The sequence below is a fragment of the Clostridium sp. genome (assembly GCF_051278035.1).
In the GTDB taxonomy this organism is placed as follows: domain Bacteria; phylum Bacillota; class Clostridia; order Clostridiales; family Clostridiaceae; genus Clostridium_AD.
Window position 1 is genome coordinate 1 of record NZ_JBNMNU010000118.1, and the last position, 13,408, is coordinate 13,408.

Consider the following 13,408-nt stretch of genomic DNA (forward strand, 5'->3'; position numbering starts at 1 on the left):
CTGATATATCCGTAAGTATTAAATTAATTCCTTTTTTCTTTTGATATTGCTTAGCTAATTCTCTACCTAGCTGACCATTAGCTCCTGTAATTAATATATTCATAATTAATCCTCCCCCTCACTAATACTCAATTTACCTTTATCTACTCCAACTTTCACTTTTAATTTTTTCATATATGGTTAACCTCACATTATATTTGTTTTATATAATAAGATTATGTCCCAGTATATAAAAATATATCTTTTGACTATAGAAAGATCAAAAATAGTTGTTAGCTGTTATAAAATTATTTTATCATTAATTTAGTATTTAGTTTATAACTATTATTTTAAATGAAATCATCCTTGTACTTTACATTTTCTAAATACTTTATGGCATAATATAAGGCTGAAATATTTAATGCTAACCCTGTGAATATTTACTCTTGAAAAATACATCTACACCATGTATTTTCATTGCATTTATGACAATATAATTGTCTATGATACAACTTAGTTTTGAGGCTAAAAATAAAAAAACTCTTAAAACTCACCCACAATGTAATTTTGAATCTTTTACCACATTCATCACATACCCATATACAATTAAAGGTTCTCCAACTAACTAACACCCATAGTGCAACAGCATAAAGTAACAAGCATAATATACCAAGTAAAATATTATTAACATTTGATTCTAAAAATAACATAATTAATGACATTGCAATATATATACATACTCTAATTAAAACACTTCTGCTTTTCAAATCAATGCCCTCTATATTAATTTTAATTGTTAAGTTATTTTTTACAATTGTGTCTTAAATAGTATATCGTGAAATTTCAACAACATTCTTAAATATAGCTTAAATATAAAGTAATCACTATAGCACCTTAAAATCTAAGTTACTATAGTGATTATATTATTTCATATCTTTAGTTAATACTGCATCCATATCTGTAAATTCTTGATTTTCTCCAACCATACCCCATATGAAAGTATAGTTTTTAGTTCCAACTCCTGAGTGTATAGACCAACTAGGAGAAATAACTGCTTGCTCATTTTTCATAACAATATGTCTAGTCTCATCTGGTGTTCCCATAAGATGGAAAACAACATTTTCAGCATCCATATCAAAGTATAAATATACTTCCATGCGTCTATCATGAGTATGGCAAGGCATTGTATTCCAAACACTACCAGGTTGTAGCATTGTCACTCCCATAGCTAATTGACAACTTTTGCAAACTTCTGGATGTATATATTGATTTATTACTCTTTTATTACATTCTTCATCGCTGCCAGCTTTAACTTTCCTAGATTGTTCTAGGCCAATTTTCATTGTTGGGTAAGCTTTATGTGCTGTAGCACTATTCAAATAAAACTTAGCAGGGTTTTTAGCATCCGTGCTTTCAAAACTGATTTGTTTGATTCCTAGTCCAACATAAAGTCCGTCTCTAGCTCCTACTTCATATTTTACACCATCTAAAGTAACAGTCCCTGCTCCACCGATATTTATAACTCCAAGTTCACGTCTTTGAAGAAAATAGTCACAGCCTAAAGCTTTACTTCCTTCTAAAGATAATGCTTTATCTGTTGGCACTATACCCGCTACTATTATTCTATCTATATGACTATATACCATCTTCATTTCACCTTGCACAAACAAATCCTCAATTAAAAAATGTTTTCTGAGCTGAGTAGTATCGTAATGTTTTGCATCTTCATTATGACTTGAATATCTAATTTCCATTATAATTCCTCCTAATATTAATTTTTTATACTATTAATTTTAAAATTATCTTACCAACCATCCGCCATCTACAGCTAAAACATGGCCATTAACATAATCTGAAGCACGACTTGCTAAAAATATAACTGTTCCCATTACATCAAAAGGATATCCCCATCTACCTACTGGTATTCTAGCTAATATACCTGCACTTCTCTCTTCATCCGCTCTAATTTGTGCTGTATTATTTGTTGCTATATAACCCGGTGCAATTGCATTTATTTGAATATTTTTTTCTCCAAGTTCACTTGCAAAAGATTTAGTTATACCCACTATGCCATGTTTACTTGTTGTATAAGCTGGAACAAACTTTCCACCTTGAAAGGATAGCATAGAAGCGATGTTTATAATTTTTCCTGATCCCTTTTTAGCCATTATTTTTGCAACATTTTGGCTTAAATAATAAACTGCATTTAAGTTTAGATCTATTACAGTTTTCCAATCCTCATCTTTGGTATCAAGAAGTGGCGCTCTCCTAATAGTACCAGCGTTATTTACTAAAATATCAACCGTGCCAAATTCTTTTATACAAGCTTCTACAGTTGCTGTTATTTCTTCTTTTTTAGATAAATCAGCTTGATAAAAAGCAACCTTTCTTCCTTCAGCTTCTACGAGAGTTCTGGTTTCTTCCCAATTAGCACCATGAGTAGGTATAAAAATGTCTGCACCAGCTTTAGCGAGTGCTACTGCAAATCCTTGCCCGAGTCCTGTATTACCTCCTGTTACTATAGCTACCTTACCTTTTAGCGAAAAAAAATCCATTGAAAATTCATTTACATTTGTACTCATTTTATTAGCTCCTTCTCCATATTTATTATTATCAGTTTATTCATTTCATGATTTTCTTATATTTATATATATATACTTTTTTAAGCAACAAAACCTAATTTCAAATAAAATAATCTTTCAATTCATTGTAAATCTTATCCCCAAGTCTATTGATATTCCCGTGAAGATGACGATACATAACCTCATCCAATTTTTCCTTATCACCATTTTTAATAACCTCAAACAATTCAAAGTGTTCTTCATATAAACTGTCAAAAGGTCCCACTGCAACAATATCAAGCATTCTGAATCTTTTGTAATAAACCTCAAATTCCTGTATTACTTTCCATAGTCTTGTTTTGCCTACAAAATCAAAGCAAATAGAATGAAATTCACTGTCAACTTGGCAAAACTCACTTGGTTCTATCACTGGCTTTTCAACTATCACTTTCTGTTTTTCAAGATTTTTAGACAGTTTACCGATCAATTCATTATTAATATTTTCAAAAACACTCTTTATTATTGTACTTTCAAGCACTGTACGCATATATATTATTTCCTTTATGAGTTCCATATCTAGCAAAGTCACATATGTTCCTTTTTGAGGAACAATTTCAATAAATTTCTCACTACTTAGCCTTAAAAAAGCTGTTTTCACAGGCGTTCTGGACACATTATAGTGTTTTGAAATCTCATTTTCACTAATAAGTTGACCAGGATAAAGTTTTAGATTTAGAATATCTGCCTTAAGTGCAACATAAATCTCATCGCTGTTCATTCTTTTAAATTGTTTATTGTTCAAACTAACACCTTCTTTATTTTCATAAGATACTTTTACGTTTTCCAATCTTGCATTCTTGCATGCAAGTTTATTAATAATAGTGTACCATATCTCATTTGATATGTAAAGGTTTTACAATGTGTTTGATTTCATTAAAACAACGGACAATGGTCCATTGCCCATTGTCCAAATATCTTGTTAATTCTTTGATATCATACTAAAGCAGGTTCCCTATATTAAGCATTAATTATTTTGCAGCTAATATTTCATCAATTAACTCTTTCCATTCTGGGTGCTCAGCATACATAGGTTTAACTTTATCTTGGAATGCTTGGTTATCATCTAGTTTGGTAATAGTAACTCTACCTTTTGAAACTATTGTAGCCTCTGCAGCATCGGATTGTTTAAGCCACTGCGCTCTCTCTACCGCTGCACCTACATCAGCTGCTTTTCTTATTACTTCCTGATCATCTGCAGATATTTTATCCCAAGTAATTTTACTAAACGCTATCATTTCTGGAACTCTTGTATGTGCATCTATTGTAATATACTTTGCTACTTTATAATGGTTAGATGACAAATAACTAGGCCAGTTATTTTCAGCTCCATCAATTACTCCAGTTTGCATTGCATTATAAACTTCACCATAAGTCATTTGAGTAGGTGATGCACCTAAAGCTTTAACCATATCCATCATAGGTTTACTTTCTTGTACTCTTATTTTTAAACCTCTCAAATCATCTGGCGTTTTTACAACTCTTTTTACATTATAAAAACTTCTTGCTCCCGCATCTAACCAACTAAGTCCTATAATTTGACTATTCGCTTCTAAATCAGCGAATATTTTATCTCCTATCTCTCCATCTAAAACTCTAAACATTTGATCTTTGTCCTTATAAAGATAAGGAAGAATTAAAACACCTACTTGCTTATTAACCTCAGCTAGCGGTGCAGCACCTATACGTATTGCATCAATTGCTCCAAATTGAACTTGTTCTATAGCGCTTTTTTCATCTCCAAGTTTAGCTCCTGCATATACTTCAATTTTTATTCTCCCATTGGTATTTCTTTCTACTTCATCAGCAAATGCTTGATCACCTAATATAGTTGGATAACCATCAGGTTGACTGTCTGACATTCTTAAAGTAACTGATTTAGTTTCTCCGTTAGGCGCATCCTTTTTTTTATTAGTAATTTTATTCCCACACCCAGCAAGCATCCCTACCGTAAGTGCAAGACATGAAAATATTGCGAATTTTTTCTTTCTATTCATTGTTTTATCTCCTTTACAGTAATATTTATTATACCACTGAATGCTTTTATTATGAATGTAGTATTAAAATAAGTCAATTGATCTTTAGTACGCAGCTTATAAGGTACACTCCATAATGAATGAAAAATTGCCTATCATCATTTCGTAGAAAGATGATAGGCAATTGAATTTGAGTAATTATATTTATTTTTTAATCTTTGAAACTACATAGTCATAAAAAGCTTTTTTTTGTTTTTGAAGAACTTTATTCGTTAGTACAAAACCATGTTTAGTGGTTGAAAACACAACAATCATGGTCGGTTTTTTTGATACTCCTTTTATCGTATTCCATTTCAAATCTGAACTTTTATTTTCAGTTTTTACGTGAATTCCTCTATCATCAAAACCTATCTCCATATCATGTGGAGCCGTTCCTACCTGTCTTTTGGCTCTTCTATAAACCACTGCGGGTTGAATAACCGTAAATAAACAAATTACGATTATCAAAAATATTTTCATAAAGCTATTTACATCTCCCCAAAACCTTATCGACAAAAGTAGCATTGCAACTGTAAATATAATATTACATACCCCTACTATTGAACTATAAGTAGAGTACATAGATAACTGCCAAAGATCAAATGCTGTTGTTTTATAATTAAATTTATATTGCATATCTCTCCTTACCCAAATAACGATGGAAGCCATAAACTAACTTCCGGAATGAATGTAAGCATTAAGAGTGTAATGACCATACATACATAGAATGGGAATGTTGCTTTTACAACACGCTCCATGGGCACTTTACTAACTGCAGAACCAATAAATAGCACAGCACCAACAGGTGGTGTTAAAAGACCTATACCACAGTTTAAGATAACCATAATACCAAACTGAATAGGATCAATACCAATTGAAACTGCAATTGGTAGCAATATTGGGGTAGCAATCAATATAATTGGAGCCATGTCCATTATACATCCAAGAAGCAAAAGGATAAGGTTTAGAAGTAATGCTAAAATAATCGGATTATCCGAAATCTTTATAATTGCAGCTGCTGCCAAATCTGGAACATGCAATAATGTCAGACAATATCCAAAAATACTAGAAGTTGAAATCAAAATGAGCACGATAGCAAGTATATCCATAGTACCATCAAGCACTTTCCAAACACCCTTCCAATCTAGGCCTTTATAAATAAATACACTAACAAGCAAACTGTAAATAACTGCAATAGCTGCCGATTCTGTAGCTGTAAAAACACCACCAACTACGCCTACTACAACTATTAAAACTGCTGCAAGAGCCCAAAAGGAAACACTAAATTGTCTTAACAAAACCATCAAATTGAATTTGTCACCCTTTGGATAATTTCTTTTAACAGAAATAATATAAGAACCTACCATAAGAGATACTGCTAGTATTGCTGCCGGTACATATCCTGCAAGGAACAAACTTCCCACTGAAATACCACCTGCAGTAGTCGCATAAATAACCATATTGTGACTTGGTGGAACCAAAAGTCCTTCAACAGATGAAGTAATGGTAACTGCCGTTGAAAAATCAGCGTCATAACCTTGATCTACCATCATAGGTATTAAAAGACTACCAAGCGATGCCGTATCTGCAGCTGCAGAACCAGAAATACCTCCGAAAAAATATGATGCAACAATGTTAACCATCGCCATACCTCCTCGCATCCAGCCAACACAGGCCGCCGCAAGTGCAATCAATTTCTCAGAAATTCCACCTGATCCCATGAGACATCCCATTGTAATAAAGAAAGGTACAGCCATAAGACTGAAAGTACTAATCCCTTTTACCATTTGCTGACCAATGGTTGTAAGTGGAAATCCTAGGTACAAAAGACAAAATAAAGATGCAAGCGCTACTGCATAAGCAATAGGAAATCTTAAAAAGACCATTATGAAAAAAGAGCCAAGCAAAATTAATATTGCCATACTAGCTGCATCCATTAATATCCTCCTCCTTTATAAAAATTAGTTTAATATGATTATATATAGCATCTATTTCAAAAATAAACATAGCTATACCTGCCACCGGAATTGGAAAATACATCCAAAATTTAGAGAGATTTGGCATACTCACATAAGATGCTACTGAACCGATTTGTATTGCATATTTCCAACCTACTACTATCATAACCAAAGCAAGTCCTAAAACCGCCACATCTGCAATAATATCCAAACCTATTAACAAATGTTTTGGCAAATACCTGTCAAATGCTGTCATGCGAATATGAGAATTTTTTCTGATAGCTAAAGCCGCAGAAAGAACTGTCATATATGCCATACAAGTTAAAACTACTTCTTCAGTCCATGCCGGATCTGGAATAAAAGGAATAAATCGACCAGCCACTGCCATAGTAGTAATAAGAATATCGGCTACTAAAAGTAACTTACATATGAAAAGGACAATATTATAAGCCACATCATATGCCGGTTTAATCTTATCTATTGTATTAAAAATTTTAGGCATACTTTACCTCCTCAAAAAGTTAAGCACAGAGGTTGTAATCCTCCCCTGTGCTTATATAAACATGCTATTAAAACTATTTTACTCTGTTTCAATTACCATTTTGTGAACCTTATTTCATGTCAAGAATCTTTTGATAAAGCTCAGCATTGTCTTTTGTAGCAGTATCAATGACATCTTTACATGCGTCCTGCCAAGGTTTGATATCTTTAACTTCTACAATATTAACACCCTCTGCTTTTAAATCATCAAGCACTTTATTTTCAGCTTCTTCAGAAATTTTTCTGTTAAATTCTGATGCATATTTACCTGCTTCTGTAAGAATACCTTGTTGCTCTTCTGTTAGTTTATCCCATGCTGCATCTGTAATGACTACTTGTATTGCGCCAAGTGTATGGCCATCAAGAATCATGTTTGGTGCAACTTCTTGGAATGCATTTGATTTATAGTTAGCAATAGGTTGCTCAGCACCATCTACTACACCTGTTTGAAGTGCAGAATAAAGTTCACCAAAAGATACTACTGTAGGCGAAGCACCAAGACCTTTTACCATACCATTCATAACAGGGTCATTTGATACTCTTATTTTCATACCTTTTAAATCTTCTATAGTATTAACGGGTTCAACTGTAAAGAAATGACGGAAGCCTTCTTCTCCATAGAATAAACCTCTAATTCCACTATCATTTTCGTGAGGCTCTAGTAGGAATTCAGGAGCTAAATCAGATGTAGCAAAATTCCAAAAGTGTTCACGGCTTACAAATGTATAAGGAATAGAAAGTAGCTTTGATTTTTCTCCACCGTAGCTTGTAAGAGCAAATGCTGATATACGGGACATATCAATTGTTCCACCGCCACCAAGCATTGAATCAAGTACATCGTTTTCTGCTCCTAAAACACCACTTGCCTGAACATCAATCTTAATCTTTCCCTTTGAAAGTTCTTCGACTTTTTCTTTAAAGGCAGTATCTGTTTGACCAACAATAGTATCTAATGGATTAACCTCTGCATATACAAGAGTAACCTCTGGTTCTGTTGTTGATTTTGTATCTTCCTGTTTAGCTTCTTCTTTATTAGGTGTTTTCATACTACAACCTGCAAGTGATAATACCATAAAAGCACTTAAAAATGTTGCTACTATTTTCTTCTTATTCATAATATACCTCCTATAATTTATAATTAGATTTATTGCATTGTGTAACTTCTTTCCCCCCACTAATCATTTTTGTTTTGTGTCTTTATCTATGGTCTTATCATACTATCTAATGAAACCCTTTACTAGACGAATAACTTGCGATTATATGTAATTGATTGTCATGATGTATATTACCTTCAATGTCGACAAATACATAATCAATATATAAAAGCTTTTGGATGCATTGAAAAAATAAAAAAATCCTCATTACCATTTTAAAAATAAATGATAATGAGAAACCATATGTTATTATAATTATTTTAGAAAATCTTCTCTTTGTGGAGTAAACACATCTAGTATGGTTGAATCCTCTAATGCTAAAACACCATGTAGTACATCTGGATCAATGTAAAAAGTATCCCCTGCTTTTATTATTTCTTTTTCCCCTTTAATGTCTAGCTGAAAGCTTCCTTTTATTATATAACTAATTTGCTCATGTACATGGGCATGAATTTCTCCAACTGCACCTTTAATAAAGTGCACTTCCACCATCATCATGCTATCAACATGTGATAGTATCTTTCGGGATACCCCACTACCTAGGTCACTTAATTTAACTTCATCACTTCTTACTATCATATTTCTTTCCTCCTATTTATTATTTTTCAGTCTATAAATTACAGTACTCCTTTGGTGATATATTTGTATATTTCTTGAATGCTTTGCTAAAATAATTTTGGTCTGAATATCCAACTTCACTAGCGATTTGTTTAACAGATTTATTTCCTTCTATAAGCATACTCTTAGCTTTTTCCATTCTAGTTTTAATTATATATTCCTTAATGTTCATGCCGTATGATTTAGAGAATATTCTACTTAAATAAAAACTACTCATGGATACATACTGCGCTAGATTATCTAAGCTTATGTCATTCATATATTTGGTTTCAATATAGTTCTTCACTTTTTCCAATAGATCAATATTTTTACTTTTTTTATAGCTTGATATGTAATTTATAAAATTTTTCAGTACCATATTTGCACAATTCTTTAAATCTGCAATCTCTCTTATATCAACCAATTCACAAAGCGCTATATCTTTATTTAGATATTTAAAATCTTTGTCCACAAAATCATTTATATCTTCAATGATGCTATCGAAAATTTCTAAAAGAATATTTTTTATAATGGATAGATCAGGATTCACCTCTCCACTTAATAAACTATTCAAGATGATATCTAGTTCTATTATTGCTCCATCTAAATCTTCGTTTATAATTTTACAACTTATAATATGGTTAACATCATTGCTACTAGTGTCCTTCAGTACTTCACTTTTAGATAGTGAATTTATATTGTCCTTGCTTTTAGAACATCTTTCTGCCTCTTTATAAGAAAGATATAATTGATTCAACCCCTCATTAGTGGCAGAAACACCTATAGATAAATTTGCATCATTGCTTAGTTTAAACTCTTCATGTAAATCAATTAATAAATTGTCAAAAGCCCTACTTAAAATTTTACTTCTTACAGTTTTATCAAAAACATATAAAATAATATGATTTAAACATAAACCACCTACAATTTTAGGAAATAAAATACTCAATTTATTTTTTATAACAACAATACTATTTTCATTAAAGACTTTATGTTCTAATTTAAATATAATGCAGCAAAACTTAAGACTATCAATATTTAAAATGCTCCTATATTCGTTAAATTGATCCTCAGTTAATGTAACTCCATAAGCTATATTTGTAACCATTTGCTTTTCAACGTAAGGGGAAACTTTCTTATAAGTATCCATCAACTCATTGTTTATATTTACAATGGAATTTTTAAAGTTTATTTTATTAATCACTTTATTTAGTGAGCTTACAAATTCATCATTAGAAAATGGTTTTAACAAAAAATCGCTTACTCCAATGTGTATAGCTGTTTTTGCATAATCAAAATAATTAAACGCAGTTAATATTATAAATTCAGTTTCCTTGCAATTACTTCGAATAAGATTACATGCCGAAAGGCCATCCATTATTGGCATATGAATATCCATTAAAATGATATGTGGCTTAAGCGAGACAGCAATGTTCACTGCATCTCTGCCGTTGCTTACTTCATCTATAACCTCAATGCTCTCTGAAAAGTATTTGTCCAAAAGAAATCTAAGCGCTTTTCTTTCTAACGCCTCATCTTCAGCAATTAAAAGTTTTAACACTATCTTCACCCCCATTAATCGGAATAAAAATTATTACTTCCGTACCTTCTTGTCTTTGGCTCTTGATTTTAAATAAATCACTACTATTGAAATACAGTTCCAACCTTTTTTTTACATTGAATACTCCGAGCCCCATTGATTCAGTTTTCACATCTCTCATCAGAGTATTAATTTGATCATTGTCCATTCCTATTCCATTATCTTTAATACTAATAGCAATAAAATCACCTTGTTGTTTAACCGTTATATTTATTATGCCACCACTATCTTTTTCCCGAAGCCCGTGTATTATTGCGTTTTCAACTATAGGTTGTATGAGCATTGGCGGCACTTCAACATTATATAATTTTTTATCAATATCAAAGTTAAAACTCATTTGATCTTGAAATCTAGTTTCTTGTATAATAACATAGGACTTTATCATACGTACTTCTTCCTTTAATTTAACCATTTTGTCCTTACAGTCTAAATTATACCTAAGTATCTTTGAAGTAGCTTCTATTAGTTTCACAGTTTCATCTGCATACTCAAACATAGCCATTCTACTAATCGTATTTAGTGTATTAAATAAAAAGTGCGGATCCATTTGTGATTGCAATGCTGATAATTGCGTTTCTTTAATTAATTTGTCTTTTTCAGCACTTTTAAGTTGTTCTAGATGATAATTTTTTTCCATCTCAGTTTTTTGATTTAATTCCTCAATAAATACACGAATACTATGTTTCATTTTATCAAAAGCCTTTGCAAGACTATTTAACTCATCATATTTTTGATCTTTAAGATCTGGTATCTCCCACCTTGCAGCTGATAATAACTCTGCATAGCTTTTAATCTTACCCATAGTTTTGTTCAAATCTCTGCTAATAAGCATAATGAAAACAAAACTAATTACCAAAATGAAAACTAATGCAGCATGAATTTTTAATTCTGTATTCTTGTATTTTATCATTGTAGTAGAATATTCTGAATTACTATAGTTTAAATATGACACTACTAAAAATTGAGAGTGTTTACTTATATAAGTAAACATGGTCTTTAACCTAGTTAGTTTAACGTAACTCTTTGAATTCAAACCTTTTGAATACAGTACTTCACTCAATAAATGCGAGGATTCAAGTTTATAAGAGTCAAACATGTTATTTAAATTTCTTAAGTAGATAGCACTATTTTTATCCTTTTCAATGTAGGGTTGAATTTCAAGGACTATTTTTTTTATTTTTTCATTTGAATCAGTGTATTTTGTAATATACTCATTATCCTTTGTTTTTATAAACATATCAAAAAAACCCCAACTATTGCTAAGCTCTAGTGACATGTTGCTCAATTTAATATTTATCTTGGTGACCTCATCATACTGCTTTGAGGAAATATTTCTTTCGTAAAGTAAAAAAAGAAAAGCAATACTTATAAGCAAAATAATAAGAAAAAAATAACTAAATACCTTACTTCCTATGGATTTTTTATTAACAACTCTTTTGAATTTCATTTTAAACTCCTTTAAAATAAAATGCGAAGTATCTCTTATAAGTTTTCTTTGATTGTGTTTATTAATATATTGTATTCTTCATCTTTAAGAAGAACTTTATCATTAGGCGACATTTCAAATGTTCCACCAAAGCTATGCCCATTTTCATATTTTGGAACTATATGAAAATGAAGATGAGTCATCTTATCGGCATAAGCACCATAGTTAATTTTATCTGGTGAAAATGCTTTGCTTAATGCACCTGCAACTCTTGCAACATCACTCATGTAAAGTGACCGCTCCTCATCATTCAGATCAAAAAGCTCACTTTTATGCCCATTATATGCTACAACACATCTTCCCTTATAAGTTTGTTCTTTAAATAAATATAGTGTAGAAGCCTCAAGCTTACAGATTTCAATCATTAAACTAGAAAGTCTTTCATCCTTAACGCAATAAAAACAATTATTATCAAAGTTCATATTTAATTTCTCCTTTTTATCTATACTAATATCTTTACAACTATTTTCTTAACATGTTTTCCACTCGTAGTGACCTTAATCCCTGGCATATGAACATCTTGCGGTGCAAACAAAGCAAAGGTACCTTCATTAACTAATAATAAATTCCCTTCACCGCAAAGAAACAAAACATCTTTTTCATTGTTATATTCACCAATCATTTTCATTTCATTAATACTTGCATATCCAATCTTCTCTTGACCCGAAACTACATATTGTATATCTAAATATTCTCTGTGGGCTTCCCATTTACCTTGTTCTATGTTTTTTGCTTCGTATTCGGATACAATAGCAAAAATATTCTTCCCATCAATTTCATATTTACCTACTTTTAAATTTGCTAAATCTGTATTTTCAAGATATTTTAAAGCTTTTTCTATTCTAGTAGAAAGACCATAATATTGATTTGCATTGCTTAATTTATCAATTACCATTCACTATTCCTCCAATATTCATATTTACTATATTAAATATCAAAAAGTTTATCCCGTCGTTACCGCCATAGACGATAACAACGGCAATTTGATACTAGAAGTTAAAGTGTTACTCCACTCTTGAAAATGGCAAGCTCTCTGAAATTATTCTTTTCATTATTAATTAATTTTCCACTAGCTACTTCAATTATATATTGTATGAATTCCTCAGTCAAATCTTCTAACGATTTATCTTGAACCAAGCTTCCAGCATTAAAATCAATCCAGTGAGGTTTTAATTTATATATTTGAGTGTTTGTTGAAATCTTCATTGTAGGTACAAAACTTCCAAATGGAGTACCTCTCCCTGTTGTGAAAAGAACCATTTGACATCCAGCTGCACCAAGTGCAGAAGATGCAACTAAATCATTTCCAGGAGCACTTAAGAGATTAAGTCCCTTTATTTTTAGGACTTCTCCATATTTGAGCACATCTACAACTGTTTCAGTGCCAGCTTTTTGCGTGCAACCTAATGATTTATCTTCAAGAGTAGTTATCCCCCCCTCTTTATTTCCTGGAGAAGGATT

General features: G+C 31.4%; 13 protein-coding genes and 1 pseudogene. All 14 read right to left on the minus strand.

Features of this window, described 5'->3' with window-relative positions:
- Positions 1 to 902 precede the first annotated feature (902 nt).
- Positions 903 to 1,733 carry a 5-dehydro-4-deoxy-D-glucuronate isomerase gene (gene kduI / locus ACJAX4_RS16170; protein WP_435790484.1) on the minus strand — a complete coding sequence of 277 codons (831 nt, stop codon included), beginning with the start codon at positions 1,731 to 1,733 and terminating at the stop codon, positions 903 to 905.
- Positions 1,734 to 1,778: 45 nt separating this feature from the next.
- Positions 1,779 to 2,561 carry a 2-dehydro-3-deoxy-D-gluconate 5-dehydrogenase KduD gene (kduD, locus tag ACJAX4_RS16175; RefSeq protein ID WP_435790485.1) on the minus strand — a complete coding sequence of 261 codons (783 nt, stop codon included), beginning with the start codon at positions 2,559 to 2,561 and terminating at the stop codon, positions 1,779 to 1,781.
- 100 nt (positions 2,562 to 2,661) lie between these two features.
- The gene (locus tag ACJAX4_RS16180; RefSeq protein ID WP_435790486.1) at positions 2,662 to 3,387 is read right to left on the minus strand and encodes a GntR family transcriptional regulator; all 726 of its coding nucleotides are present in this window, start codon (positions 3,385 to 3,387) and stop codon (positions 2,662 to 2,664) included.
- Between the two features lie 181 nt (positions 3,388 to 3,568).
- Positions 3,569 to 4,594 (minus strand): TRAP transporter substrate-binding protein, encoded by a 1,026-nt coding sequence (locus ACJAX4_RS16185; RefSeq protein WP_435790487.1) that lies wholly within the window; start codon positions 4,592 to 4,594, stop codon positions 3,569 to 3,571.
- Positions 4,595 to 4,777: 183 nt separating this feature from the next.
- Positions 4,778 to 5,281 carry a YcxB family protein gene (locus ACJAX4_RS16190; RefSeq protein ID WP_435790488.1) on the minus strand — a complete coding sequence of 168 codons (504 nt, stop codon included), beginning with the start codon at positions 5,279 to 5,281 and terminating at the stop codon, positions 4,778 to 4,780.
- Positions 5,257 to 6,549, minus strand: coding sequence for a TRAP transporter large permease (locus ACJAX4_RS16195; RefSeq protein WP_435790489.1), 1,293 nt, complete (start codon positions 6,547 to 6,549; stop codon positions 5,257 to 5,259). The genes ACJAX4_RS16190 and ACJAX4_RS16195 overlap by 25 nt, the downstream gene beginning before the upstream one ends.
- Complete coding sequence (locus ACJAX4_RS16200; protein ID WP_435790490.1) at positions 6,536 to 7,072, minus strand: TRAP transporter small permease; 537 nt, start codon at positions 7,070 to 7,072, stop codon at positions 6,536 to 6,538. Before ACJAX4_RS16200 ends, ACJAX4_RS16195 begins: the two co-directional genes overlap by 14 nt.
- Positions 7,073 to 7,181: 109 nt before the next feature.
- The gene (locus ACJAX4_RS16205; protein WP_435790491.1) at positions 7,182 to 8,225 is read right to left on the minus strand and encodes a TRAP transporter substrate-binding protein; all 1,044 of its coding nucleotides are present in this window, start codon (positions 8,223 to 8,225) and stop codon (positions 7,182 to 7,184) included.
- 294 nt (positions 8,226 to 8,519) lie between these two features.
- On the minus strand, positions 8,520 to 8,843 hold the full coding sequence (locus tag ACJAX4_RS16210) for a cupin domain-containing protein (RefSeq protein ID WP_435790492.1): 324 nt from the start codon (positions 8,841 to 8,843) through the stop codon (positions 8,520 to 8,522).
- A gap of 31 nt (positions 8,844 to 8,874) precedes the next feature.
- Positions 8,875 to 10,422 (minus strand): helix-turn-helix domain-containing protein, encoded by a 1,548-nt coding sequence (locus tag ACJAX4_RS16215; protein ID WP_435790493.1) that lies wholly within the window; start codon positions 10,420 to 10,422, stop codon positions 8,875 to 8,877.
- A complete protein-coding gene (locus tag ACJAX4_RS16220) occupies positions 10,400 to 11,908 on the minus strand; it encodes a sensor histidine kinase (RefSeq protein WP_435790494.1) in 1,509 nt (502 codons plus the stop codon). The genes ACJAX4_RS16215 and ACJAX4_RS16220 overlap by 23 nt, the downstream gene beginning before the upstream one ends.
- A 35-nt stretch (positions 11,909 to 11,943) precedes the next feature.
- Positions 11,944 to 12,369 carry an HIT family protein gene (locus tag ACJAX4_RS16225; protein ID WP_435790495.1) on the minus strand — a complete coding sequence of 142 codons (426 nt, stop codon included), beginning with the start codon at positions 12,367 to 12,369 and terminating at the stop codon, positions 11,944 to 11,946.
- A gap of 20 nt (positions 12,370 to 12,389) precedes the next feature.
- Positions 12,390 to 12,842: a YhcH/YjgK/YiaL family protein gene (locus ACJAX4_RS16230; RefSeq protein WP_435790496.1), complete on the minus strand. Its 453-nt coding sequence runs from the start codon at positions 12,840 to 12,842 to the stop codon at positions 12,390 to 12,392.
- A 101-nt stretch (positions 12,843 to 12,943) separates the two neighbouring features.
- Positions 12,944 to 13,408, minus strand: a pseudogene (locus ACJAX4_RS16235) (altronate dehydratase); the annotation flags it as partial.

Coding starts and splice junctions, on each gene's coding strand:
- kduI (WP_435790484.1), bottom strand. CDS start 1,733: ATGGAAATTAGATATTCAAGTCATAATGAAGATGCAAAACATTACGAT.
- kduD (WP_435790485.1), bottom strand. CDS start 2,561: ATGAGTACAAATGTAAATGAATTTTCAATGGATTTTTTTTCGCTAAAA.
- ACJAX4_RS16185 (WP_435790487.1), bottom strand. CDS start 4,594: ATGAATAGAAAGAAAAAATTCGCAATATTTTCATGTCTTGCACTTACG.
- ACJAX4_RS16190 (WP_435790488.1), bottom strand. CDS start 5,281: ATGGCTTCCATCGTTATTTGGGTAAGGAGAGATATGCAATATAAATTT.
- ACJAX4_RS16195 (WP_435790489.1), bottom strand. CDS start 6,549: ATGGATGCAGCTAGTATGGCAATATTAATTTTGCTTGGCTCTTTTTTC.
- ACJAX4_RS16200 (WP_435790490.1), bottom strand. CDS start 7,072: ATGCCTAAAATTTTTAATACAATAGATAAGATTAAACCGGCATATGAT.
- ACJAX4_RS16205 (WP_435790491.1), bottom strand. CDS start 8,225: ATGAATAAGAAGAAAATAGTAGCAACATTTTTAAGTGCTTTTATGGTA.
- ACJAX4_RS16210 (WP_435790492.1), bottom strand. CDS start 8,843: ATGATAGTAAGAAGTGATGAAGTTAAATTAAGTGACCTAGGTAGTGGG.
- ACJAX4_RS16220 (WP_435790494.1), bottom strand. CDS start 11,908: ATGAAATTCAAAAGAGTTGTTAATAAAAAATCCATAGGAAGTAAGGTA.
- ACJAX4_RS16225 (WP_435790495.1), bottom strand. CDS start 12,369: ATGAACTTTGATAATAATTGTTTTTATTGCGTTAAGGATGAAAGACTT.
- ACJAX4_RS16230 (WP_435790496.1), bottom strand. CDS start 12,842: ATGGTAATTGATAAATTAAGCAATGCAAATCAATATTATGGTCTTTCT.